Genomic DNA, 21,320 nt, shown 5'->3' with positions numbered 1-21,320 from the left:
CCCCCGAGCGTGACACCGACAAGGCGTTCCTGATGCCCGTCGAAGACGTCTTCACCATCACCGGACGCGGCACCGTTGCCACTGGACGCATCGAGCGCGGCATCGTCAAGATTCAGGACGAAGTCGAGATCGTGGGTCTGCGCGACACCAAGAAGACCACCGTGACCGGTGTGGAAATGCACCGCAAGCTGCTGGATTCCGGGATGGCCGGGGACAACGTGGGCGTGTTGCTGCGCGGCGTCGCCCGCGACGACGTGGAGCGCGGTCAGGTGCTGAGCAAGCCCGGCAGCATCAAGCCCCACACCAAGTTTGAAGCCAGCACCTACGTGCTGTCCAAGGACGAGGGTGGACGTCACAGCGCATTCTTCGGCGGCTACCGTCCCCAGTTCTACTTCCGCACGACGGACGTGACCGGTGTGGTGGAACTGCCCGAAGGCGTGGAAATGGTCATGCCCGGCGACAACATCACCTTCATCGTGGAACTGATCAAGCCGATCGCCATGGAAGAAGGACTGCGCTTCGCCATCCGTGAAGGTGGCCGCACCGTCGGCGCAGGCGTCGTCACGAAGGTTCTGGAGTAATAGCAATGGTTGCCCCGAAGATTCGTATCAAACTGCGTGGTTTCGACCACAAGGCGCTGGACCAGTCCGCGAGCAAGATCGTGGACACCGTCCGGCGCACCGGGGCGGACGTGAGCGGCCCAGTGCCGCTTCCGACCCGCATCCGCCGCTTCTGCGTGTTGCGCTCGCCCTTTGTAAACAAGGACAGCCGCGAACACTTTGAAATCCGCACCCACAACCGTCTGGTGGACATCATGAACCCCACCAAGAAGACCATCGACTCCTTGATGACCCTGGACCTGCCTACCGGCGTGGACATTGAAATCAAGACGGTGGGAGGCCGCGCGTGAAGGGCCTGTTGGGAACCAAAATCGGCATGACCCAGATCTGGAAGGGCGACCGCGCCGTTCCGGTGACGGTGGTGCTGGCTGGCCCCTGCCCCGTCGTGCAGCGCAAGACCGCGCAGAGCGACGGCTACGAGGCCGTGCAGATCGGCTTTGCCCCCAAGGCGGAGCGCAAGGTCAACCGTCCGGCGATGGGTCACTTCAAGAAGGCCGGGGTGTCCCCCGTGCGCTTCCTGCGTGAATTCCGTGACTTTGCCCCCGAAGGCGACACCGTGAACGTGGACATTTTCGCTGAGGGCGAGAAGATCGACGCGACCGGCACCAGCAAGGGCAAGGGCTTTCAGGGCGTCATCAAGCGCTGGCACTTTGCCGGCGGCCCGGGCAGCCATGGGACCAAGAAGTGGCACCGTCGTCCCGGCTCCATCGGCCAGCGCAAGACGCCAGGCCGCGTGTACAAGGGCAAGAAGATGGCCGGCCACATGGGCACGGACCGCGTGACCGTCCAGAACCTGGAAGTGGTGGAAGTGCGCGCTGGCGAGAACATCATCCTGGTCAAGGGCGCGATCCCCGGAGCAAATGGTGGTCTCGTGATCCTGCGCGGAGCGGTCAAGACCCGCACGCCGAAGGGAGGCAAGTAAACATGGCGCAGATTAACGTCATCGGACAGAACGGTGGGCGTCAGATCAGCCTGGACCTGCCCGAAGCCAACAAGCACATCCTGCACGAAGTGGTCACCTGGCAGCTCGCCAGCCGCCGCCGTGGCACGGCCAGCACCAAGACCCGCGCGCAGGTCAGTGCAACCGGCAAGAAGATGTACGGCCAGAAAGGCACCGGTAACGCCCGTCACGGTAACCGCACGGTTCCCACCTTCGTGGGCGGCGGCGTGGCCTTTGGCCCCAAGCCCCGCAACTACGGCTACACCCTGCCCCGCAAGGTGCGTCAGCTCGGCCTGGCCATGGCCCTCTCGGACCGTCAGCAGGAAAACATGCTGACTGCCGTGGACGGCTTTGGCCTGGACGGCAAGACCAAGGGCTTCATCGCCTGGGCTGCCGACAACGGCATGAACGGCAGCGAGAGCGTGCTGCTGGTGACCGACGACGCAGTGGTCCGTCAGGCCGCGCGCAACGTTCCCTGGGTCACGGTGCTGGCCGTCGCGGGCCTCAACGCCTACGACATCCTGCGCCATGACCGTCTGGTGATCGACGCGGTGGCTCTGGAGCCTGCGCACGACGAGCAGACTGAAGAAGAGGGTGCTGCATGAGCTACTACGACATCATCCACCAGCCGGTGGTCAGCGAGAAGGCTTACGCGGGTATGGAGCGCGGCGTCTACTCGTTCTGGGTCAGCCCCAAGGCCACCAAGACCGAGATCAAGAGCGCCATCCAGCGCGCCTTCGACGTGTCCGTGGTGGGCATCAGCACCATGAACGTGCGCGGCAAGCAAAAGCGCGTGGGCAAGTTCATGGGAACCCGCAACGACCGCAAGAAGGCGGTTGTCCGTCTCGCCGAGGGTCAGCGCATCGAGCAACTCGAAGGCCAGGCCTAAGGAGAGATTGAACATGGCCGTTAAAAAGTACCGTCCGTATACCCCGTCGCGCCGTCACATGACGACCGCCGACTTCAGCGGACTGACCAAGAAGCGCCCGGAAAAGGCACTCACCGAGGGCATCTCCAAGTCCGGTGGGCGCAACAACCGGGGCCGTATCACCAGCCGCTTCATCGGCGGCGGGCACAAGCGTCTGTACCGCATCATCGACTTCAAGCGCCGCGACAAGTCCGGTGTGGTGGCCAAGGTCGCCGCGATTGAGTACGATCCCAACCGCAGCGCCCGCATCGCCCTGCTGCACTACGCAGACGGCGAGAAGCGTTACATCCTGGCCCCCGAGGGCCTGAAGGTGGGTGCCACCGTCAACGCTGGTCCTGAAGCCGAACCCAAGCTGGGTCACGCCCTGCCGCTGCGCTTCGTGCCAGTCGGCGCGGTGGTGCATAGCGTGGAACTGGTTCCCGGTAAGGGCGCACAGATGGCCCGCAGCGCAGGAACGAGCATTCAGGTGCAGGGCAAGGAAAGCGACTACGTGATCCTGCGCCTGCCCAGCGGCGAACTGCGCCGTGTCCACAGCGAGTGCTACGCCACCATCGGCACCGTGGGCAACGCCGAACACAAGAACATCAACCTGGGTAAAGCCGGACGCAGCCGCTGGCTGGGCCGCAAGCCTCACCAGCGAGGCAGCGCCATGAACCCGGTGGATCACCCACACGGCGGTGGTGAAGGACGGACCGGCGCAGGCCGCGTGCCTGTCTCTCCCTGGGGCCAGCCCAGCAAGGGCCTGAAGACCCGCCGCAAGCGCAAGATTTCTGACCGCTTCATCATCACCCGCCGCGGCGGGAAGTAAGGAGGGCGAACTCTATGCCCCGTAGCCTCAAGAAAGGCCCGTTCGTGGACGATCACCTGCTGAAAAAGGTGGATGTCCAGAACGAGAAGAAAGACAAGCGTGTGATCAAGACCTGGTCGCGCCGCTCCACCGTGGTTCCCGAGATGATCGGCCACACCATCGCCGTGCATAACGGCAAGCAGCACATCCCGGTCTTCGTGAACGAGCAGATGATCGGCCACAAGCTCGGTGAGTTCTCGCCCACCCGCAGCTACCGTGGTCACGGCTCCGAGAAGAGCAGCAAGGGGAGCAAGAAGAAATGACCGCTGCTTCCTCCAACGCTGCCCCCGAGCAGACCTACCGCAACAAGAAAGAGCGCAAGCAGCTCGTCAAACTGCGCCGTCCTGGCTACGCCGTGGCCAAGTACGTCCGCATCAGCCCCCGCAAGGTGCGTCTGGTCGTCGATATCATCCGTGGCAAGAGCGTGCGTGACGCCGAGGACCTGCTGCGCTTCATCCCCCGCGCCGCCAGCGAACCCGTCAGCAAGGCCCTGAACAGTGCCAAGCACAACGCGCTGCACAACGACGAGATGCTCGAAGACCGTCTGGTGATCGTGGCGGCCTACGTGGACGCAGGACCGACCCTCAAGCGGTTGATCCCCCGCGCACGCGGCAGTGCCAACATCATCAAGAAGCGCACCAGCCACATCACCATCATCGTGGGCGAGGCCGAAGCGGGCAACCGCGCGCTCGGAAACCGTGCTGGCAACAAGGGGCGCAACTAATATGGGCAATAAAATCAACCCGAACGGCTTCCGCCTCGGTATTACCCGTGGCTGGAACAGCCGCTGGTACGCGGGCAAGAAGCAGTACGCCGGGCTTCTGCGTGAAGACGAGAAGATCCGCAACCTGATCGACAAGAAGCTGTCTGCCGCTGGCATCGCCCGCGTGGAGATCGAGCGCGCTGGCCAGCAGGTCAACGTGATCATCTCCGCCGCCAAACCCGGCATCGTGATCGGCAAGGGCGGGGACAGCATCAAGGGCCTGCGCGGCGACATCGAGCGTCTGGTCTCGGCGGGTACGGTGGCCGTGAACGTCGCCGAGATCCCCAACCCTAACATCAGCGCGCCCCTGGTGGCGTTGCGGATCGCCGAGCAGATCGAGCGCCGCTTCGCGTTCCGCCGCGCCATGAAGCAGGCTGCGCAGCGCGTGATGGAATCCGGCGCACGCGGCGTCAAGATTGTGCTTTCGGGCCGTCTGGGTGGGGCCGAGCAGGCCCGCACCGAGAAGGTTCTGGAAGGCCGCGTGCCGCTGCACACCCTGCGCGCCGATATCGACTACGGCACCGCGCTGGCCCGCACCAGCTACGGCATCCTGGGCATCAAGGTGCTGGTCTTCAACGGCGAAGTGATCGGTGGCCGCACCGAGACCCTGGCCCGTCCCAAGGGCCGCGACGACCGTCCCCGCCGTGAAGACGGAGACCGTCCCAACCGCCGCCGTCCTGCCGCAGGACGCCGCCGCCCCGGAGGTGAATGATGCTTCTTCCCAAGCGCACCAAGTACCGCAAGCAGCACCGTGGACGGATGACCGGCGACACCAAGGGCGGCGATTACGTGGCTTTCGGCGACTACGGCCTGATCGCCGTGGAACCCGCCTGGATCCGCAGCAACCAGATCGAAGCCTGCCGCATCGTCATGAGCCGTCACTTCCGGCGCGGCGGTAAGATCTACATCCGCATTTTTCCCGACAAGCCCGTCACCAAGAAGCCTGCCGAAACCCGAATGGGTAAGGGCAAGGGCGCGGTGGAATTCTGGGTCAGTGTCGTCAAGCCGGGCCGCGTGATGTTCGAGGTCTCCGGCGTGACCGAGGCCCAGGCCAAGGAAGCCTTCCGTCTGGCCGGACACAAGCTGCCCATCCAGACCAAGATGGTCAAGCGCGAGGTTTACGATGAAGCCCAGTGAGATGCGCGAACTGGGGGCCGACAAGTTCGCCTCCGAGATCGAGAGCCGCAAGAAAGAACTGATGGAGCTGCGCTTTCAGGCCGCGATGGGCAATCTGGAAAAGCCCCACCGCGTCACGCAGCTTCGCCGCGAAGTGGCCCAGCTCAATACCATCCGGCATGAGCAGGCCCAGGCTGTCCACAGTGGGCAGGGAGAGCAGGCATGAAGAAGACCTTTACCGGCGTCGTCGTCAGTGACCGTGCCGACAAAACCGTCAGCGTGAAGGTGGAGCGCCGCTTCGCCCACCCGCTGTACGGCAAGGTCGTCACGCGCAGCAACAAGTACGCCGCGCACGACGAGACCAACGAATACAAGCTGGGTGACCGCGTCGAGATCATCGCGGTCCGCCCCATCAGCAAGACCAAGACCTGGAAGGTCACGCGTCTGATCGAGCGCCCACGCGGCACCGAAACGACTGCCGTGGAAACCGAGCTGGCCGGGGGTGAGGCATGATTCAGACCCAATCCCGTCTGGACGTGGCCGATAACAGCGGCGCGCGCGAGATCATGTGCATCCGTGTGCTGAACTCCGGCATCGGCGGCAAGGGCCTGACCTCGGGCGGCGGCGGCAACAAGAAGTTCGCGCACGTCGGTGACATCATTGTCGCCAGCGTCAAGGACTCTGCCCCGCGCGGCGCTGTCAAGTCCGGCGACGTGGTCAAGGCCGTGATCGTCCGCACCGCGCACGCCGTCAAGCGTGCCGACGGCAGCACCATCCGCTTCGACAAGAACGCCGCCGTCATCATCAACAACCAGGGCGAGCCTCGTGGCACCCGTGTCTTCGGGCCAGTGGCCCGCGAGCTGCGTGACCGCCGCTTCATGAAGATCGTTTCCCTGGCCCCGGAGGTGTTGTAATGCCCCGTCCCAGCGCCGGAAGCCACCACAACGACAAGCTGCACGTCAAGAAGGGCGATACCGTCATCGTCCGCAACGGCAAGAACAAGGGCCAGACCGGTAAGGTTCTGCTGGCGCTGCCGCGTGACCAGAAGGTCGTCGTGGAAGGCGTCAACATGGTCACCAAGAACGTGAAGCCGAGTGCGGGCAACCCCAACGGCGGTCAGGAACAGCGCGAGCTGGCCCTGCACGCCAGCAAGGTGTCCATAGTGGACCCCGAAACCGGGAAGGCCACGCGCGTTCGCCGCGCCATCGTGGACGGCAAGAAAGTCCGCGTGGCCGTTGCGAGCGGCAAGAACATCGACTGATTTCCAGGGTCACGCCTCCCGCGCGTGACCTGGGCGACCCGTCCGCCCGAAAGGTAGAAACATGCAACAGCTCAAGCAGAAATACAACGAAACGGTCAAGCCCGCGATGATGCAGCAGTTCGGCTACTCCTCCGTGATGGCCGTGCCCCGCATCGAGAAGATCGTGATCAACGAGGGTCTGGGCAGCGCCAAGGAAGACAGCAAGGCCATCGACAAGGCCGCCAAAGAGCTGAGCCTGATCGCTCTGCAAAAGCCCATCATCACCAAGGCCAAGAAGAGCATCTCCAACTTCAAACTGCGTCAGGGCATGCCCGTGGGCATCAAGGTCACGCTGCGCGGCGAGCGCATGTACGTGTTCCTGGAAAAGCTGGTCAACATCGGCCTGCCCCGCATCCGCGATTTCCGTGGGATCAACCCCAACGCCTTTGATGGCCGTGGCAATTACAACCTGGGCATCAAAGAGCAGTTGATCTTCCCCGAGATCACCTATGACATGGTCGACAAAGTTCGCGGTATGGACATCACCATCGTCACCTCCGCGAAGACCGACGAAGAAGCCCGCGCCCTGCTGCAAGGCATGGGCCTGCCCTTCCGCAAGTAAGGCGGGGGCAAAGGACGTTATGGCTAATACCTCTAAAGTTGTCAAGGCCGCGCGTGGCCACAAGTTCAAGGTGCAGGACTACAGCCGCTGCTCACGCTGTGGCCGTGCCCGCAGCTACTACCGCTTCTTCGGCATGTGCCGCATCTGCATCCGCGAGATGGCCCACAAGGGCGAATTGCCCGGCGTGCGCAAGGCGAGCTGGTAACCTAAGTTCTCAAAACGAAGCGAAGAAAGGACTCCCCGGTTGGGGGGTTTTTTCTTTGGCGGAGGATTTCGGAGTTACCATGCCCGCTTAACCCCTCTGCTTCGCAGCTTTGCAAGTCCGCCCCTTCGGGGCACCTCCCCTCAAGAGGAGGCAAGGTGTTTTCTGGGTGGCGAGATCGCCTGCCACTCTTGGCTCCCCTTGAGGGGAGCTGGCTGCGAAGCAGACTGAGGGGTTGTCTTTTCGCCTTTCAACTCAACGCCGAGCGTCCTGAAAATGCCATTGCCAATCCCCATCCCCACCTGATACACTCTTTCCTTGCCGCACCTGTGCGGTGATCGTGCTGTACCCCTCTGGATACGAACCGTCCAATTTTGAATGGTGATCGTCCAATGGTGGATTCCAACCCAACAGAAGGAAAGGCGGATTTTGACCGCCGAACGTTCCAACGGGGAGACCCGCAGTCCATATCGTTTTGATGTGGGCCGCACCTGCCGGGGCAGTGGCCAGCGCCGCGCCTCTGGAGGAGACACATGCTGAGTGATCCTATCGCTGACATGCTCACGCGCATTCGCAACGCGACGCGCACATTCAAGGAGACCGTGGACATCCCGGCCTCCAAATTCAAGGAAGAACTGGCCAAGCTGCTGGTCAAGGAAGGCTACGTGGCCTCCTACGAGCGTCTGGTCCCGGAAGGCCAGAAGTTCGACGTGCTGCGCGTGACCCTTAAGTACGGTCAGAAGCGCGAGCAGGTCATCAAGCACATCGAGCGCATCTCGCGTCCGGGCCGCCGTGCCTACGTGAGCGCCGATAACCTGCCCCGCATCCAGCGTGGCCTGGGTGTGGCCGTGGTGTCCACCTCCCGTGGTCTGATGCCGGACCGCGAAGCCCGCAAGCAGGGCGTGGGCGGCGAAGTCGTCTGCGTTCTCTGGTAACGCCAGCTCCTTAACCCTGAGCTGCCCGTATAACTGGTCCCAAATAACTGATCCAGGCAACTGGTTCAAACAACTGGTAAGGGGCCTCCCCGAACCACAAACACCTGACCTCAGACTGAGATGACTGTAAGTCCGTTCAGCCCTGACTTAAGGCAAGGAGGACATTCATGTCCCGAATTGGTAAATCTCCCATTCCCATGCCCAGCGGCGTGACCTACAGCGCCGATGGCGGCGTGTTCAAGGTCAAGGGACCCAAAGGCGAACTCAGCGTTCCCTTCAATACCGAGCTGACCATCAAGCAGGACGGCGACTCCCTGCTGGTCGAGCGTCCCAGCGATGCCCAGCGTCACCGCGCGCTGCACGGCCTGACCCGCAGCCTGGTCTTCAACGCCGTCAAGGGCGTCAGCGACGGCTTCGTCATCAACCTGGAGCTGCGCGGTGTCGGTTACCGCGCCAAACTGGCCGGGAAGGCGCTGGAGCTGACCATCGGCTACAGCCATCCCGTGGTGATCCAGCCGCCCGAGGGCGTGAGCTTCACCGTGCCGGAACCCACCAAGATCGACGTGAGCGGCATCGACAAGCAGCTCGTCGGCCAGGTGGCCGCCAACGTCCGCAAGGTCCGCAAGCCCGACGCCTACCACGGCAAGGGTGTGCGTTTCCTTGGTGAAAAGATTGCCCTGAAGGCCGGTAAAGCCGGCGCGACAGGCGGGAAAGGGAAGAAATAATGGCTGCTCAGAATACTGTCCGCCGCAAGCTGCGTGCGCGCCGCAAGGTTCGCGTTGCCGCCGGAGTACGCCCACGCCTGAGCGTGTTCCGCTCCAGCAAGCACATCTACGCCCAGATCATCGACGACGCCAGTGGCACCACGCTGGCCGCCGCGAGCAGCGCCAAGCTGATGGGCGGGACCAAGTCCGAGAACGCCGCTGCCGTGGGCAAAGCCCTGGCCGAAGCTGCCGCCGGGAAAGGCGTCAAGCAGGTGGTGTTTGACCGTGGTCAGTACCGTTTCCACGGACGCGTGAAGGCGCTCGCAGACGCGGCGCGGGAGGGTGGCCTTGACTTTTAATCGTAGAAATGACCGCAATGCGGACCGCGAAAGCAGCGAATTTGAAGAAAAGATGCTCTTCGTCAACCGCACCTCCAAGACCTACCAGGGCGGACGCCGTTTCCGCTTTGCCGCTCTCGTGATCCTGGGTGACCGCAACGGTCGCGTGGGCATGGGCATCGGCAAGGCCAAGGAAGTGCCCGTGGCCATCGAGAAGGCCAAGAGCATCGCCAAGAAGAACATGATCATGGTCCCTGTCGAGAACGGCACCATTCCGCACGACATCGTGGGCGTCAACAGCACGTCTCAGGTTCTGCTGAAGCCTGCCGGACCCGGTACGGGCGTGATCGCCGGAACCGTGCCGCGCTCGATTGCCGAACTCGCGGGCATCACCAACCTGCTGTCCAAGGAAATCGGCAGCCGCAACAAGATCAACGTGGCCTACGCCGTGTTCGACGGCCTGCGCAACCTACGCACCGCCAAGCAGGTGCGGGCGTTGCGCGGAACCGACGTTCTGCGTTCCAGCCAGCCAGCCCAGACCACTGCTGCCCAGTCGGCCACCACCCAGGCCGGTGCGGCTGAAGCCGGAGGTGCGCAATAATGACCAGTGAGTCAAAAGGTAAGGCCATCAAAATCACCCTCAAGCGCAGCGTGATCGGGCGTCGCCAGAGTCAGGTGGACACTGTCAAGGCCCTGGGTCTGCGCCGCATCGGTGACAGCCGTGAGGTCAATGACAATCCTGCCCTGCGCGGCATGATCAGAACCGTTCAGCACCTGCTGGAGGTAGAAGAATGAAACTCCATGATCTGAAGCCCGCCGAGGGCAGCCGCAAGGACCGCAAGCGCGTCGGGCGTGGCCCCGGTGGCACCGACAAGACCGCCGGACGCGGTCACAAGGGCCAGAAGTCGCGCAGCGGCGCGGGCAAGGGACCGTTCTTTGAAGGTGGCCGCAGCACGCTGATCAGCCGCCTGCCCAAGCGTGGTTTCAACAACGTCGGCATCACCCACGAAATCGTCAAGCTCTCGCAGCTCAATGAGATCGAGGGCACCGATACCTTTGACCGCACCGTGCTGGAACTCGTCGGTCTGGTGCGCCGCAAGAACCGTCCGGTCAAGCTGCTCGCCAGCGGTGAGCTGACCCGCGCCGTGACCGTGCATGTGGACGCCGCCAGTCAGGCCGCCATCAAGGCCGTGGAAGCGGCGGGCGGCAGCGTCGTGCTGCCCACCCCCAAGCCTGCGGCCCCCAACAAGGAAGACCGCGCCGCTGCCCGCGCAGCCGCAGCCAAGCAGGCCAGCTAGCATGCTGCGCGCCTTCCGCGACGCGTTCCGTATCCCGGATCTCCAGCGGAAGATTGTCTTCACCCTGCTGCTGCTGGCGGTGTACCGCCTGGGAAGCACCATTCCTACCCCAGGCGTCAACACCGCCGCGCTGAGCCAGGCCACTTCGGGTGGCCTGTTCGGCTTGATCAGCATGATCTCGGGAGGCAATCTCTCGCAGTTCTCGATCTTCGCGCTGGGGGTGCTGCCGTACATCACGGCCAGCATCGTGATCCAGCTCATGACCACCACCATTCCTGCCCTGGAAAAGCTCTCCAAGGAAGGCGAGGAAGGCCGCAAGAAGATCAACCAGTTCACCCGCTATTCGGCGGTGGCGCTGGGCGCAGTTCAGGCGTTGTTTTTCTCGCTGTTCGTCACCAGCAACGCGGCGTATGTGGCCGTGGGCTGGACGCCGGGCCTGTTCACGGTGCTGGTGATGGTGCTGACCCAGGTGGCGGGCATCGCCTTCACCATGTGGATCGGCGAGCGCATCACCGAGGTCGGCATCGGCAACGGCATCTCACTGATCATCACGGTGGGGATCATCTCGGCCTACCCGCGCGAAATCGCGGCGACGGCGCAACTGTTCCGCACCGATCAGGTGCAACTGCTGTCATTGCTGGCGTTCATCGCCATCATCTTGGTGACGATTGCGGGCATCGTGTACGTGTATCAGGGAGAGCGGCGTGTGCCGGTCACCTATGCGCGTGCGCGGGGCGGCGCGCCCACCGCTGCGGCTGGCTCGGCTTCTGCCGCCAAGTCGCAGGGCGCGGGACAGGCCACCTGGCTGCCCATCAAGGTCAACCAGGCCGGGGTGATCCCGGTGATCTTCGCCAGCGCCATGCTGATCATTCCCAACCTGATCGCCAGCGCCACGGCCACCCGCGCGCCGGGCGTCAGCGCGTGGCTCAACTCCAATCTGGTGTTCGGGCAGCCGCTGTACATTCTGCTAGAAGCCACACTGATCTTCGGCTTCACGTACCTGTACAACAGTGTGCAGTTCGATCCCAAACGGATTGCCGAGCAACTGCGCGAGGCTGGGGGCTTTATTCCTGGCGTCCGGCCCGGCACACCCACCACCGAGTACCTGGGCAACATCAGCAGCCGCCTGAGCCTGTGGGGCGCGATCTTTCTGGTGGTGCTGACAGTCATTCCGCAGATCGTGCAGCGCATCACTGGGATCACCACCTTCCAGTTCTCGGGAACGGGCCTGCTGATCATCGTGGGCGTGGCGCTGGAAACCCTCAAGCAACTTGAGGCTCAATTGACGGTGCGCCGCTACGACGGTTTCATCAGTAAGGGCCGCATTCGCGGACGCCTGAACAATTGAAGTCCTGACACGGAGAAGTGGCCGCCTGCCTGTTCGGGGGCGGTTCTTCGTTTTCTGATGATCTGGGTTTTCCTGTCACCTGTGCGGGAACGCGGGTGGGCTGGGCAGGGATGCGGCAACCTGTAAAACAGCCGCTAAACTGATGCTCAACTTACGGAGGAACTGAAGTGACTCAACCGAAAAACAAAGTCGTTATTTTTCTGGGGCCACCCGGTGCCGGGAAAGGCACACAGGCCGAGCGTCTGGCCGCCGAGCAGCATCTGGTCAAGATCAGCACCGGCGATATCCTGCGTGATCATGTGGTGCGCGGCACCGAACTGGGCCAGCAGATCAAGCCCATGCTGGACGCGGGCAAACTGGTCCCCGACGATATTCTGATCGCGCTGATCCGGGACCGCCTGGCTGATATGGAAGGCGTGCGCGTGATCTTCGACGGTTTTCCCCGCACCCGCGCACAGGCCGAGGAGCTGGACGTGCTGCTGGAGGAACTGGGCGCACCCGTCGACCATGTGCCGCTGCTGGAAGTCCCCGACGAACTGCTGATCGAGCGCATCGTCGCGCGCGGGCGACAGGCGGCGGCGGACGGCGGAACGGGCCGCAGTGACGATACCGAAGAAGTGGCCCGTCACCGTCAGGACGTGTTCCGTGAGCAGACCCAGCCGCTGATCGACTACTACAGCGCACGCGGCCATCTGGAACATGTGGACGGCGTGGGCAGCATGGAAGAGGTTTACGCGCGGATTCTGAAGAGCATGAAGTAGACGCAGGAGCAAAAGAAGGGCCGGGGCGAGAATGCTTCCGGCCCTTTCCTGTTGTGCAGGAGGCGGAGAGACAGGCCGCCCACGCCTCTGCGCTAGGCTTGCCCCAGCAACGTGAAGCTGTTACTATTACGTCAATAACAGAATAAGGAGTTTAAGATTTGTCGCAGGCGTTGACCCCCGAAACTATTCTTTCCCTGGCCCCCGATGCGGGCAGCGCGGCCAATGCCCGCAAGCTCGCCACACCCGGCAAGTGGCCCACCCTCAACGACGCGGACGGTGTGCTGTGGGGCGAGTGCCAGGGCAGCGGCAAGACCCCGTATCTGACGGCGGTCGATCTGAGCGGTCCGGTGGCAAAATGCTCGTGCCCCAGCCGCAAGTTTCCCTGCAAGCATGGGCTGGCGCTGCTGCTGCTGCACGCCTCGCACGGCTCTGATTTTGGTTCTCAGCCCGCACCCGAGAGCATTCAGGCGTGGCTGGCCGGGCGGCAGAACCGGGAGGTGCAGAAGGCAGAAGGCGGAAAGCAGAAGGCCGAGAAGGAGGCCGATCCCGCCGCCCAGGCCAAACGCCGCGCCGCCCGCGAGAAGAAGGTGACGGCTGGATTGGAGAGTCTGCACCTGTTCCTCAAGGATCTGGTGCGTGATGGGCTGGCCACGGCGTCTTCCCGCCCGTATAGCGACTGGGACACGCAGGCCGCGCGGTTGATGGACGCGCAGGCGGCGGGCGCGGCGCGGCGGGTGGCGCGTATTCCTGAGCTGCTGGGCGATCCCGCCGCCCTGCTGGCGCATCTGGGCGAACTGGCGCTGCTGGCCGAGGGCTGGATGCACCATGCGGGACTGAGCGAGAACGAACTGGCGGACCTGCGTTCTGCGCTGGGGTTTCCGCTGGACGCCGCAGGCTTGCTGGAAGCGGAGGGGATTCGGGCGCGCTGGAACGTGCTGGGGCAGGCACAGATTCAGGAAGAGACGCTGACCGTGCGCCGCCAGTGGCTCCAGAACAGCGGTCAGACCGCCCTGCTGATGGATTTTGCCCCGGCGGGCCGTCCGCTGCCGCCCGCTCTGCCGCTGGGTCAGAGCGTGGAGGCCGGGCTGGTCTTTGCCCCCTCGGCTTTTGCTCAGCGGGCCGTGCTGAAGGGGGAAGCAGGCGCGAGTGGACCCCTGATCGACTTGCCAGCGCCTCTGACACTCACGGCAATGCTTTCCGCCCACGCCGACGCGCTGGCCCGCAATCCCTGGCTGGAGCGCGCGGCGTATCTGCTGGGGCCGGTGCGGCTGGTGCCGGGTGAGCCGTGGTCTGTGGTGGATGAAATCGGTGGTGGACTGCCACTGACGGAAGACGTGCGCCCGCTGCTGAGGCTGCTGGCCGAAAGCGGGGGCGAGGCGGTGCAGATTTTTGGCGAGTGGGACGGCGCGGCCTTTGCCGCCCTGAATTTCTGGACAGGAACGCCAGGAGACCAGAGATGAGCGATCTGAAGATGCTGCTGGCAACGGCACTGGTGGGAACGTCACGCGCCGCTCTGCCTTCGCACGCCGACACGGCGCTGGCCGATGCCCTGAGCCGCGTGAAAAGAGATGACGCGGAATCCACCCTGCTGGCCCGCGCCGCGCTGGTGGGACTGGCAACCCGTGCGGGGCAAATGCCACTGCCGCTGGCCTCGCCCCCTGAGCCTGCTCCTGCCGAACTTCGGCCCGAGGCCCCCGCCCGCGTGACCCGGCACCTGATCGCCGTGCTGAATACGGCCATGCTGCCCGAGTGGCTGAGCCTGTGCAGCGTGGCGGGCTGGCGCGTGCCACACGCTGACCTGCCCGACCTGCTGGACTGGGGTGCGCGTGTGAATGAGGAACTGCGTGCCACGTTGCGCCCGGTGCTGGGTGAACGCGGGCGCTGGCTGGCCGGGTTTTCCCATGACTGGCGCTGGCTGCGTGGCCTGAAAAGTGGTGAGGTGACGGTGGACGGCCCGGAATGGGAGGCGGCCACCGAGGCGGGCCGGGAGGCGCTGTTCCGCGCCCTGCGAGACGCCGATTCTGCCGCCTCCCGCGAATTCCTGACCGTTCATTTCAAGTCCGAGAAGGCGGGCGTTCGCAAGCGGCTGCTGGACGTGCTGGCGCAGAGCTGGGAGGCAGGGGACGCCGAACTCGAACCCCTGCTGGAAGAAACGCTGTCTGACCGCAGCGAGGACGTGCGCGTTCAGGCCCGCCGCCTGCTTCAGCGGTTGCCCGGCAGTGCTTACAACGCCCGGATGACAGGCCGCGCGAAGGCCATGCTGGGACAGGAAAAGGTGGGGTTCCTGGGCAGATTGCGCGGTCAGGTCAACTTCACCCTGACCCTGCCGGAGGTGCCCGACGCGGACCTGAAACGCGATGGTCTGGAGCCTGTCAAGCACCCCGCCGAACGCCTGCGCCACCTGCTGAACGCCGCACATCCAGGGGCATTGATGACCGCGCTTGAGCTGGAGCCTGCCGGGCTGGTGGGTCTGGCGGCACAATTCGAGGCCACCGACGAGCTGGTGCGGGCCGTTTTCTCTTCGGCAGCCCAGCCGATAGAGCCGGCATTCTCGGAACTGGCCGAACTGCTGCTGCCTCGCCTGAAGGGCAGTTTCACGCACTGGCGGGCGGACCTGCTGGCCCTGGTTCCAGCGCAGCGCCGCGAGGCCGAACTGCACGCGGCGCTGCGGGGCCACGATTCGCAGCTCACGCTGACCCTGCTGCGGGGCCTGCCGACGCCGTGGCCTGCTGACCTTTCCACCGAGGTTTTCAGGCAGCTCAGCCGGGCTGTCCGTAAGGCGGAATCCCAGTACGCCGCCTATGACAAGAACTCGGACTGGGATTACGGCTGGATCAACGTGCTGGAGCTGGCCCAGACCCGCGCCGCGCCCGCTGCTCCACGCCCCGCCTCCTTGCCTGCCGATGCCCCCGAATACGCCCGCCAGACGCTGGATAACCTGTACGCTGGCCTGGACCTGCGCGCCCAGATTCACGCCGATTTTGCGGCAGAGAGGTCCCTATGATACGGATTCCGTCTGTAACGCTTACAAACTGGGAAAGCGCCAGTTTGCCAACTCCACGCCCGGAACCCGTTCTTCTCATTCTAGCGTCCGCTCGGATTTCTATCGTTCTGCAAACGATTCAATCGGAGTCCGTATGAGGAACAGTTTATGACCATTCAGCAGACCGTGGACTGGGCCTCTCCCGATGGGCAACTGCTCGTCGCCAGCGTTTACCGCCAGATGCAGCGCCGCATCCTGCGCGGCCCGCTGATCGCCCTGGCCCTGCTGACCATAATCGGCGTGATCTGGGCGGTGTATTACCGCAACATCTTCTTTCTGCTGGCGGCGGCGGCGCTGGGTCTGTTCGTGTGGTGGAACGCCCGCCGCAGCATGGCCCAGGTGCTGCTCACCGCCCGCAACAGCGGCGTGACCGAATTCCGCCTGGATCAGGAGGACAGCACGCTGCACATCGTCAACGCCCAGGGCAGTTTTCGCCTGCCGCTGACCAAGATGGGTGGAGTGACCCGCTATCAGGGGGCGCTGAGCGTGCAGTACGGCGGCAACGCCACCATGATGATTCCCGACGGCCCGGTTCGCACGGCGCTGGAACGCTGAATTTCCCCCCGATCCTCAAGGAGACGTTATGACTGCCACCCAGCCCACACCCGCCCCAGAAGTCCTGCGCCAGCACGCCGAGCAAGCCTACGCCCACGAACTATCTGCCCTGGCCGCACAGGACGACAGGCCAAAGCCCCCGCAGTGGAACCTCAGCCCGCACGCCGTCCTGACCTACCTGATGGGCGGCAAATTGAAAGACGGCACCGAGATCACTGCCAAGTATGTGGGCCACCGCCGCTTGATGGAAATCGCGGTGGCCACCCTCGCCACAGACCGCGCCCTGCTGCTGATCGGCGTCCCCGGCACCGCCAAGAGTTGGGTCAGCGAACACCTGGCCGCCGCCATTTCGGGCGACAGTACGCTGCTGGTGCAGGGCACGGCGGGCACCGGGGAGGAGGCCATTCGCTACGGCTGGAACTACGCCCGCCTGATCGCCGAAGGCCCCAGCGAGGCCGCCCTGGTGGAAAGCCCGATCATGCGCGCCATGCGAACGGGGAAGCTGGCCCGCATCGAGGAACTGACCCGCGTACAGAGCGACGTGCAGGACACCCTGATTACCGTGCTGTCCGAGAAAACGCTGCCCGTGCCGGAGCTGAACACGGAAGTTCAGGCCACGCGCGGCTTCAACATGATTGCCACCGCCAACAACCGGGACCGGGGCGTCAATGACCTGTCCAGCGCCCTCAAACGCCGCTTTAACACGGTGATTCTGCCCGTGCCCGACAGCCTGGAAGACGAGGTGAGGATCGTGGTGCAGCGGGTGGCGCAACTGGCGAGCAGCCTCCAGATTCCCGCCGCGCCCCCAGCCCTGGAGGAAGTGCGGCGTATCGTGACCATCTTCCGCGAGTTGCGGAGCGGGGTTACCGAGGACGGCAAGACCAAGCTGAAGGCCCCCAGCGGCACACTGTCCACCGCTGAGGCCATCAGCGTGGTCAACCACGGCCTGAGCCTCGCGGCGCATTTCGGCAACGGCGAACTGAGCGCCGCCGACGTGGCCGCCAGTCTGGTGGGTGCAGTGGTCAAAGACCCGGTGCAGGACGGCATAGTGTGGCGCGAATACCTGGAAACCGTGGCGAAGAAGCGGGAAGACTGGCGGGATTTGTATAAGGCTTGTAGGGCGGTGAGCTGAGGATGGAGCAAGATCAATTCTGGAAGCCTGATACGTATGGGTCACAGGCAAAAGACTATATTGAATCACCGCCTACACCGGATATGATTGCTTCAGTAGAGGATGAATTGGGGTATAAATTGCCCGCTAGCTATGTCACTCTGATGCAGACTCAGAATGGCGGCTGGCCGATTAGAACCTGCTTTCCGACAACTGAGGCTACGGGATGGGCTGAAGATCATATCGCTATCACCAGCATTTTCGGCATAGGGCGAAGCAAGCTCTACGGCTTGTGCAGTAAATTGGGAAGTCAATCTGCAATAGAAGAGTTGGGATATCCGCCACTCGGTATCTACTTTGCTGACTGCCCTTCGGCTGGACACGACATGGTGGCTCTGGATTACCGCGAGTGCGGCCCCACTGGAGAGCCGAGTGTGGTTCACGTAGATCAGGGTAATAATTATAAAATTACTTGGCTTGCGCCGGATATTGAGACGTTCATCCGTCAATTGGTGACGGCAGATGTATTTGATGATGAGGACGAATAATATGTTGGAGCAGATAGGGCAATGACCCTCACCCTATTCCCCATTCGTCACCACGGCCCCGGCTCGGCGCGTTCGCTGGCGGGGGCGCTGGAACGGCTCCGGCCCGATCTGGTGCTGGTGGAAGGCCCGGCAGATGCCAACCTCGTGCTGCCTTTCCTGGCCCACCCGGACTTCAAGCCGCCCGTGGCCCTGCTGGGCTACGTGAACGACGATCCTGCCCGCGCGTCGTTCTGGCCTTTCGCCGTCTTCAGCCCGGAATTTGTGGCTTTCCAGTGGGCGGCGCGTCTGGACATTCCGGCCCGCTTCATGGACCTGCCCGCCAGCGCCACGCTGGGCTTTGAGCGCGAGGACGAACCCGAATCTGACCTCCACTCTGACCCTCTGCGCGTGCTGGCCGAGGCTGCCGGATACAGCGATTTTGAACGTTGGTGGGAAACCCTGGTGGAAGCCAGGGGCGACGGCGGCGACGTATTCGGGGCAGTGCTGGAGGTGATGACGGCGGTGCGGGCCGATGCCCCCGCCCCGGCGGGCCGCGAGGCCATGCGCGAGGCCCACATGCGACAGACGATTCGCGCCGCGCAGAAGGAAGGATTCCAGAGTATTGCCGTGGTCTGCGGAGCGTGGCACGCGCCCGTGCTGACCGATCTGGCAGCGTACCCGGTCAAGGAGGATGCGGCGCTGCTCAAGGGCCTGCCCAGAGCGAAGGTCACGCTGACCTGGGTGCCGTGGACGCATGGGCGGCTGTCCATGCACAGTGGCTACGGCGCGGGCGTGCGCTCGCCGGGGTATTACCACCACCTGTTCACCACCCCTGAACACGTCACCGAACGCTGGTTCGCGCGGGCGGCGCGGCTGCTGCGCGGTGAGAAACTGGAGGCCAGCAGCGCCAGCGTGATCGAGGCCACCCGACTGGCGAATACCCTGGCCGGACTGCGTGGCCGCGCCCTCCCCGGCCTGGACGAGCTGAACGAGGCCGCCCTGAGCGTCTTCGGCTGGGACAGCGATTTGCCGCTGCGCCTGATCGAGCGCCAGTTGATCGTGGGCGAGGCATTGGGCGAGGTGCCTTCCGACACGCCCACCGTCCCGCTGGCGCAGGATCTGGCCCGTCAGCAGAAGAAACTGCGCCTGAAGGTGCAGCCCGAACAACTGGAAATGACCCTGGATCTGCGCCAGGACAACGATCTGGCCCGCAGTGCCCTGTTTCACCGCCTGAATCTGCTGGGCATTCCCTGGGCGCAGGAGCGGCACGCGGGCGGGCGCGGCACCTTCAAGGAAGCCTGGGCGCTGGCGTGGCAGCCCGAATTCAGCGTCCGACTGGTGCAGGCCAGCCGTTCCGGTCAGACGGTGGCGGACGCGGCAGGCGCACAGGCCATCGAAACAGCGCGGACAAGTGCGTCCCTGTCTGAATTGACCGCCCTGCTGGAAGCGGTGCGATACGCCGATTTGCCGGATGCTCTGCCCGCCGCGCTGGACGCCCTGGACGCCCGCGCGGCGGTGGGGGCGGATGTGGCCGACTTGCTTTCCGCGCTGGCCCCGCTGGCCCGATTGGCCCGGTACGGTGACGTGCGTGGACGCGACGAGGTGGCAAAAGGCGCAGATGAGGCCCCTGCCCGTGTCTTCCGCACCCTGCTCACCCGCACCTGTGTGGGCCTGCCCACTGCCGCCATCGGGTTGGCCGAGGACGCCGCCGGAGTGTTGCAACGCGCCGTGGACGCCGGAGACGCCAGCGTGCGCCTGCTGGACGATGCCGGGGCGCTGGCCGAGTGGCGCGCTGCATTGCTGCATCTGGCGAATCGCCTGGAGGCCCATCCGCTGCTGGTTGGGGACGCCGTGCGACGGTTGCGCGACAGCGGCGAACTGGACAGCCCGGAAGTGGAGCGACGCGTGAGCCTCGCTCTGGGTGCTGATCGCCCCGGCGACGTCACTTCTTGGCTGGACGGGTTCCTGGGCCACAGCGCCGCGCTGCTGCTGCACGACTCGGCGCTGCTGGCCCTGCTGGACGGCTGGCTGGCGGGTCTGGAAGGCGACGCTTTCCAGGAGTCGCTGCCCCTGCTGCGCCGCGTGTTTTCCCGCTACGAGAAGCCCGAACGCCGCGCGCTGGGCGAGGCGGTGCGCGGTGGCGGGCCAAACAGGGGAGAGGCCGTGCTGGAGCTGGACGAGGAACGGGCCATGCGTGTGGTGCCGGTGGTGCTGCGGCTGCTGGGGGTGCGCCAGTGAACGCCGCATCCCGCCCGCTGAGCGAACTGGATCAGGTGGACTGGGCCAGCCTCCAGCACGCTTATGGCGAGGCCGACGATGTGCCGGAGCAGTTGCACAAGATCGCGGCGGGCGACGTGGGCGCACTTTCAGACCTGTATAGCAACCTGTGGCATCAGGGCACGGTGTATCAGGCGACTTCATACGCGGTGCCGTTTTTGCTGGGTCTGCTGGGAGCCGGGAACTCGGAGCTGCTGAACTGGCTGGCCTGCGCCGCGCGGGGTGCCAGTTACCACGACGTTCACCAGATTTACGACGATCCAGCCCAGGTTCAGGCTCCCGAATATCAGGCGGTCATTGCCGATGAACTTCACTGGGTCAGGGTCACCCGTGCCGCCGTGCTGGCCGGAGCCGACATTTATCGCCCCCTGCTGCTGGCGGTGGACCCCGGAACGCGCGGCATGGCGGCGTATCTTTTCTCGGTGCTGGGCCGGGATTGCCCGCAGGCCGCAGGCTGGTTGGCTGGTGGATTGGGTGACCCGGACTCCGTGGCGCGGGCCTCGCGTGCCTGGGCACTGGCGGAGTTTGAGCCGGAGAGTGCTGCGTGCCTCTCCCTCCAATCCATGCTCAGTGACCCGCAGGAGCTGCCGCGCCTGACCGCCGCCCTGACGCTGGCGCACTGGCAGGGCGCGCAGGCAGGTGCTTTGGTCACGGAATGGTTGCTGAGCGCCCTGGCCGATCCAGACCTGGGCGAACTGTTCGGGCAACTGCCCTGGGATTCCGGCGAGCCGATGCCGCAGGAGGCGCTGGCGGCGGCGGCGCGGAGCCTGGAGCAGAGCGGTTTGTTCGCCAGCGCATTTCTGGCCCGCTATGAGCGAACCTCTTAGAGCGCGTTTATAAAGGTTCGACAGAAGGATCAAGACGACGGAGCATCAAGCGAATGTTGGCGAGATAGCACCAGGAAGCGGAGGTGTGGCAGCGGCCTTCATAGTCCCGGCTCAGCCGACGTGAGCGCGTCAACCACGCCAATGAGCGTTCCACCACCCAGCGGCGAGGCAGCACCTGAAACCCTTTGGCCCTGTCACTACGCTTGATGATTTCCAGTGTCCAGCCCAGTGTTTCCAGCGTCCAGGTGACCAGCTTGCCCAGATAACCACCATCGGCCCAGACATGACGGAGGCGCACAAAGCGCCTCCGTGCGTACC

32 protein-coding genes are annotated in these 21,320 nt (G+C 64.3%); 31 read left to right on the top strand and 1 reads right to left on the bottom strand.

Annotation, left to right across the window (positions count from 1 at the left end):
• From BOO71_RS25770 to BOO71_RS25620, 31 genes are all read left to right on the top strand, one after another.
• Nucleotides 1–581, top strand: a 581-nt coding sequence (locus BOO71_RS25770; RefSeq protein WP_254843296.1) for an EF-Tu/IF-2/RF-3 family GTPase, incomplete at its 5' end; no start/stop codon positions are given.
• Between the two features lie 5 nt (nucleotides 582–586).
• The gene (gene rpsJ / locus BOO71_RS25765) at nucleotides 587–910 is read left to right on the top strand and encodes a 30S ribosomal protein S10 (protein ID WP_014685998.1); all 324 of its coding nucleotides are present in this window, start codon (nucleotides 587–589) and stop codon (nucleotides 908–910) included.
• Nucleotides 907–1,542 carry a 50S ribosomal protein L3 gene (gene rplC / locus BOO71_RS25760; protein ID WP_075837073.1) on the top strand — a complete coding sequence of 212 codons (636 nt, stop codon included), beginning with the start codon at nucleotides 907–909 and terminating at the stop codon, nucleotides 1,540–1,542. Before rpsJ ends, rplC begins: the two co-directional genes overlap by 4 nt.
• Nucleotides 1,543–1,544: 2 nt before the next feature.
• Nucleotides 1,545–2,165: a 50S ribosomal protein L4 gene (gene rplD / locus BOO71_RS25755; RefSeq protein ID WP_075837072.1), complete on the top strand. Its 621-nt coding sequence runs from the start codon at nucleotides 1,545–1,547 to the stop codon at nucleotides 2,163–2,165.
• Nucleotides 2,162–2,449, top strand: a complete 288-nt coding sequence (locus tag BOO71_RS25750; protein ID WP_075837071.1) for a 50S ribosomal protein L23 — start codon at nucleotides 2,162–2,164, stop codon at nucleotides 2,447–2,449. Before rplD ends, BOO71_RS25750 begins: the two co-directional genes overlap by 4 nt.
• Before the next feature lie 13 nt (nucleotides 2,450–2,462).
• Entirely contained in the window at nucleotides 2,463–3,296 is an 834-nt protein-coding gene (gene rplB, locus BOO71_RS25745) for a 50S ribosomal protein L2 (protein ID WP_075837070.1), read from the top strand.
• A 14-nt stretch (nucleotides 3,297–3,310) separates the two neighbouring features.
• Nucleotides 3,311–3,598: a 30S ribosomal protein S19 gene (gene rpsS / locus BOO71_RS25740; RefSeq protein WP_029483695.1), complete on the top strand. Its 288-nt coding sequence runs from the start codon at nucleotides 3,311–3,313 to the stop codon at nucleotides 3,596–3,598.
• Nucleotides 3,595–4,059, top strand: coding sequence for a 50S ribosomal protein L22 (gene rplV, locus BOO71_RS25735; protein WP_075837069.1), 465 nt, complete (start codon nucleotides 3,595–3,597; stop codon nucleotides 4,057–4,059). The genes rpsS and rplV overlap by 4 nt, the downstream gene beginning before the upstream one ends.
• A gap of 1 nt (nucleotide 4,060) precedes the next feature.
• Nucleotides 4,061–4,810, top strand: a complete 750-nt coding sequence (rpsC, locus tag BOO71_RS25730; RefSeq protein WP_075837068.1) for a 30S ribosomal protein S3 — start codon at nucleotides 4,061–4,063, stop codon at nucleotides 4,808–4,810.
• Nucleotides 4,810–5,235: a 50S ribosomal protein L16 gene (gene rplP / locus BOO71_RS25725; protein WP_075837067.1), complete on the top strand. Its 426-nt coding sequence runs from the start codon at nucleotides 4,810–4,812 to the stop codon at nucleotides 5,233–5,235. Before rpsC ends, rplP begins: the two co-directional genes overlap by 1 nt.
• Nucleotides 5,222–5,440, top strand: a complete 219-nt coding sequence (rpmC, locus tag BOO71_RS25720; protein WP_075837066.1) for a 50S ribosomal protein L29 — start codon at nucleotides 5,222–5,224, stop codon at nucleotides 5,438–5,440. Before rplP ends, rpmC begins: the two co-directional genes overlap by 14 nt.
• The gene (rpsQ, locus tag BOO71_RS25715) at nucleotides 5,437–5,727 is read left to right on the top strand and encodes a 30S ribosomal protein S17 (protein ID WP_075837065.1); all 291 of its coding nucleotides are present in this window, start codon (nucleotides 5,437–5,439) and stop codon (nucleotides 5,725–5,727) included. The genes rpmC and rpsQ overlap by 4 nt, the downstream gene beginning before the upstream one ends.
• Nucleotides 5,724–6,128 carry a 50S ribosomal protein L14 gene (gene rplN, locus BOO71_RS25710; RefSeq protein WP_029483701.1) on the top strand — a complete coding sequence of 135 codons (405 nt, stop codon included), beginning with the start codon at nucleotides 5,724–5,726 and terminating at the stop codon, nucleotides 6,126–6,128. Before rpsQ ends, rplN begins: the two co-directional genes overlap by 4 nt.
• On the top strand, nucleotides 6,128–6,475 hold the full coding sequence (gene rplX, locus BOO71_RS25705; RefSeq protein ID WP_075837064.1) for a 50S ribosomal protein L24: 348 nt from the start codon (nucleotides 6,128–6,130) through the stop codon (nucleotides 6,473–6,475). Before rplN ends, rplX begins: the two co-directional genes overlap by 1 nt.
• Nucleotides 6,476–6,536: 61 nt before the next feature.
• A complete protein-coding gene (rplE, locus tag BOO71_RS25700; protein WP_075837063.1) occupies nucleotides 6,537–7,076 on the top strand; it encodes a 50S ribosomal protein L5 in 540 nt (179 codons plus the stop codon).
• A 19-nt stretch (nucleotides 7,077–7,095) separates the two neighbouring features.
• A complete protein-coding gene (locus BOO71_RS25695; protein WP_029483704.1) occupies nucleotides 7,096–7,281 on the top strand; it encodes a type Z 30S ribosomal protein S14 in 186 nt (61 codons plus the stop codon).
• A 530-nt stretch (nucleotides 7,282–7,811) separates the two neighbouring features.
• Entirely contained in the window at nucleotides 7,812–8,213 is a 402-nt protein-coding gene (gene rpsH, locus BOO71_RS25690) for a 30S ribosomal protein S8 (protein ID WP_029483705.1), read from the top strand.
• A 167-nt stretch (nucleotides 8,214–8,380) separates the two neighbouring features.
• Nucleotides 8,381–8,938, top strand: coding sequence for a 50S ribosomal protein L6 (gene rplF, locus BOO71_RS25685; protein WP_029483706.1), 558 nt, complete (start codon nucleotides 8,381–8,383; stop codon nucleotides 8,936–8,938).
• A complete protein-coding gene (gene rplR / locus BOO71_RS25680; RefSeq protein WP_075837062.1) occupies nucleotides 8,938–9,276 on the top strand; it encodes a 50S ribosomal protein L18 in 339 nt (112 codons plus the stop codon). Before rplF ends, rplR begins: the two co-directional genes overlap by 1 nt.
• Nucleotides 9,266–9,856: a 30S ribosomal protein S5 gene (rpsE, locus tag BOO71_RS25675; RefSeq protein ID WP_075837061.1), complete on the top strand. Its 591-nt coding sequence runs from the start codon at nucleotides 9,266–9,268 to the stop codon at nucleotides 9,854–9,856. The genes rplR and rpsE overlap by 11 nt, the downstream gene beginning before the upstream one ends.
• A gap of 26 nt (nucleotides 9,857–9,882) precedes the next feature.
• The gene (gene rpmD / locus BOO71_RS25670; protein WP_029483709.1) at nucleotides 9,883–10,050 is read left to right on the top strand and encodes a 50S ribosomal protein L30; all 168 of its coding nucleotides are present in this window, start codon (nucleotides 9,883–9,885) and stop codon (nucleotides 10,048–10,050) included.
• The gene (gene rplO, locus BOO71_RS25665) at nucleotides 10,047–10,553 is read left to right on the top strand and encodes a 50S ribosomal protein L15 (RefSeq protein ID WP_075837059.1); all 507 of its coding nucleotides are present in this window, start codon (nucleotides 10,047–10,049) and stop codon (nucleotides 10,551–10,553) included. Before rpmD ends, rplO begins: the two co-directional genes overlap by 4 nt.
• Nucleotide 10,554: 1 nt before the next feature.
• The gene (gene secY, locus BOO71_RS25660; protein WP_075837058.1) at nucleotides 10,555–11,901 is read left to right on the top strand and encodes a preprotein translocase subunit SecY; all 1,347 of its coding nucleotides are present in this window, start codon (nucleotides 10,555–10,557) and stop codon (nucleotides 11,899–11,901) included.
• 167 nt (nucleotides 11,902–12,068) lie between these two features.
• Nucleotides 12,069–12,662 carry an adenylate kinase gene (locus BOO71_RS25655; protein ID WP_029483712.1) on the top strand — a complete coding sequence of 198 codons (594 nt, stop codon included), beginning with the start codon at nucleotides 12,069–12,071 and terminating at the stop codon, nucleotides 12,660–12,662.
• Nucleotides 12,663–12,820: 158 nt separating this feature from the next.
• Nucleotides 12,821–14,122 (top strand): SWIM zinc finger family protein, encoded by a 1,302-nt coding sequence (locus BOO71_RS25650; RefSeq protein ID WP_075837057.1) that lies wholly within the window; start codon nucleotides 12,821–12,823, stop codon nucleotides 14,120–14,122.
• On the top strand, nucleotides 14,119–15,666 hold the full coding sequence (locus BOO71_RS25645; RefSeq protein WP_075837056.1) for a DUF5691 domain-containing protein: 1,548 nt from the start codon (nucleotides 14,119–14,121) through the stop codon (nucleotides 15,664–15,666). Before BOO71_RS25650 ends, BOO71_RS25645 begins: the two co-directional genes overlap by 4 nt.
• Nucleotides 15,667–15,813: 147 nt before the next feature.
• Nucleotides 15,814–16,260 carry a hypothetical protein gene (locus BOO71_RS25640; RefSeq protein WP_075837055.1) on the top strand — a complete coding sequence of 149 codons (447 nt, stop codon included), beginning with the start codon at nucleotides 15,814–15,816 and terminating at the stop codon, nucleotides 16,258–16,260.
• A 28-nt stretch (nucleotides 16,261–16,288) separates the two neighbouring features.
• A complete protein-coding gene (locus BOO71_RS25635; protein WP_075837054.1) occupies nucleotides 16,289–17,392 on the top strand; it encodes an ATP-binding protein in 1,104 nt (367 codons plus the stop codon).
• Nucleotides 17,393–17,394: 2 nt separating this feature from the next.
• Nucleotides 17,395–17,919 (top strand): SMI1/KNR4 family protein, encoded by a 525-nt coding sequence (locus BOO71_RS25630; protein WP_075837053.1) that lies wholly within the window; start codon nucleotides 17,395–17,397, stop codon nucleotides 17,917–17,919.
• Nucleotides 17,920–17,940: 21 nt separating this feature from the next.
• On the top strand, nucleotides 17,941–20,136 hold the full coding sequence (locus tag BOO71_RS25625) for a DUF5682 family protein (protein WP_075837052.1): 2,196 nt from the start codon (nucleotides 17,941–17,943) through the stop codon (nucleotides 20,134–20,136).
• On the top strand, nucleotides 20,133–21,002 hold the full coding sequence (locus tag BOO71_RS25620; RefSeq protein ID WP_075837051.1) for a hypothetical protein: 870 nt from the start codon (nucleotides 20,133–20,135) through the stop codon (nucleotides 21,000–21,002). Before BOO71_RS25625 ends, BOO71_RS25620 begins: the two co-directional genes overlap by 4 nt.
• A 7-nt stretch (nucleotides 21,003–21,009) precedes the next feature.
• Here BOO71_RS25620 and BOO71_RS25615 read toward each other — a convergent pair.
• Nucleotides 21,010–21,320: transposase (locus tag BOO71_RS25615; RefSeq protein WP_139322891.1), on the bottom strand; the 311-nt coding region annotated here is incomplete at its 5' end.

Origin of the sequence: Deinococcus marmoris (genome assembly GCF_001949125.1) — a bacterium.
GTDB lineage: Bacteria > Deinococcota > Deinococci > Deinococcales > Deinococcaceae > Deinococcus > Deinococcus marmoris_A.
Note: the sequence above shows the minus strand (reverse complement) of the source record. Positions and strands in the feature narration are given on the sequence as shown.

What these genes read in the sequence shown, in the direction of transcription:
- rpsJ (WP_014685998.1), top strand. Translation starts at nt 587, where the DNA reads ATGGTTGCCCCGAAGATTCGTATCAAACTGCGTGGTTTCGACCACAAG.
- rplD (WP_075837072.1), top strand. Translation starts at nt 1,545, where the DNA reads ATGGCGCAGATTAACGTCATCGGACAGAACGGTGGGCGTCAGATCAGC.
- BOO71_RS25750 (WP_075837071.1), top strand. Translation starts at nt 2,162, where the DNA reads ATGAGCTACTACGACATCATCCACCAGCCGGTGGTCAGCGAGAAGGCT.
- rplB (WP_075837070.1), top strand. Translation starts at nt 2,463, where the DNA reads ATGGCCGTTAAAAAGTACCGTCCGTATACCCCGTCGCGCCGTCACATG.
- rpsS (WP_029483695.1), top strand. Translation starts at nt 3,311, where the DNA reads ATGCCCCGTAGCCTCAAGAAAGGCCCGTTCGTGGACGATCACCTGCTG.
- rplV (WP_075837069.1), top strand. Translation starts at nt 3,595, where the DNA reads ATGACCGCTGCTTCCTCCAACGCTGCCCCCGAGCAGACCTACCGCAAC.
- rpsC (WP_075837068.1), top strand. Translation starts at nt 4,061, where the DNA reads ATGGGCAATAAAATCAACCCGAACGGCTTCCGCCTCGGTATTACCCGT.
- rplP (WP_075837067.1), top strand. Translation starts at nt 4,810, where the DNA reads ATGCTTCTTCCCAAGCGCACCAAGTACCGCAAGCAGCACCGTGGACGG.
- rpmC (WP_075837066.1), top strand. Translation starts at nt 5,222, where the DNA reads ATGAAGCCCAGTGAGATGCGCGAACTGGGGGCCGACAAGTTCGCCTCC.
- rpsQ (WP_075837065.1), top strand. Translation starts at nt 5,437, where the DNA reads ATGAAGAAGACCTTTACCGGCGTCGTCGTCAGTGACCGTGCCGACAAA.
- rplN (WP_029483701.1), top strand. Translation starts at nt 5,724, where the DNA reads ATGATTCAGACCCAATCCCGTCTGGACGTGGCCGATAACAGCGGCGCG.
- rplX (WP_075837064.1), top strand. Translation starts at nt 6,128, where the DNA reads ATGCCCCGTCCCAGCGCCGGAAGCCACCACAACGACAAGCTGCACGTC.
- rplE (WP_075837063.1), top strand. Translation starts at nt 6,537, where the DNA reads ATGCAACAGCTCAAGCAGAAATACAACGAAACGGTCAAGCCCGCGATG.
- BOO71_RS25695 (WP_029483704.1), top strand. Translation starts at nt 7,096, where the DNA reads ATGGCTAATACCTCTAAAGTTGTCAAGGCCGCGCGTGGCCACAAGTTC.
- rpsH (WP_029483705.1), top strand. Translation starts at nt 7,812, where the DNA reads ATGCTGAGTGATCCTATCGCTGACATGCTCACGCGCATTCGCAACGCG.
- rplF (WP_029483706.1), top strand. Translation starts at nt 8,381, where the DNA reads ATGTCCCGAATTGGTAAATCTCCCATTCCCATGCCCAGCGGCGTGACC.
- rplR (WP_075837062.1), top strand. Translation starts at nt 8,938, where the DNA reads ATGGCTGCTCAGAATACTGTCCGCCGCAAGCTGCGTGCGCGCCGCAAG.
- rplO (WP_075837059.1), top strand. Translation starts at nt 10,047, where the DNA reads ATGAAACTCCATGATCTGAAGCCCGCCGAGGGCAGCCGCAAGGACCGC.
- secY (WP_075837058.1), top strand. Translation starts at nt 10,555, where the DNA reads ATGCTGCGCGCCTTCCGCGACGCGTTCCGTATCCCGGATCTCCAGCGG.
- BOO71_RS25645 (WP_075837056.1), top strand. Translation starts at nt 14,119, where the DNA reads ATGAGCGATCTGAAGATGCTGCTGGCAACGGCACTGGTGGGAACGTCA.
- BOO71_RS25640 (WP_075837055.1), top strand. Translation starts at nt 15,814, where the DNA reads ATGACCATTCAGCAGACCGTGGACTGGGCCTCTCCCGATGGGCAACTG.
- BOO71_RS25635 (WP_075837054.1), top strand. Translation starts at nt 16,289, where the DNA reads ATGACTGCCACCCAGCCCACACCCGCCCCAGAAGTCCTGCGCCAGCAC.
- BOO71_RS25630 (WP_075837053.1), top strand. Translation starts at nt 17,395, where the DNA reads ATGGAGCAAGATCAATTCTGGAAGCCTGATACGTATGGGTCACAGGCA.
- BOO71_RS25625 (WP_075837052.1), top strand. Translation starts at nt 17,941, where the DNA reads ATGACCCTCACCCTATTCCCCATTCGTCACCACGGCCCCGGCTCGGCG.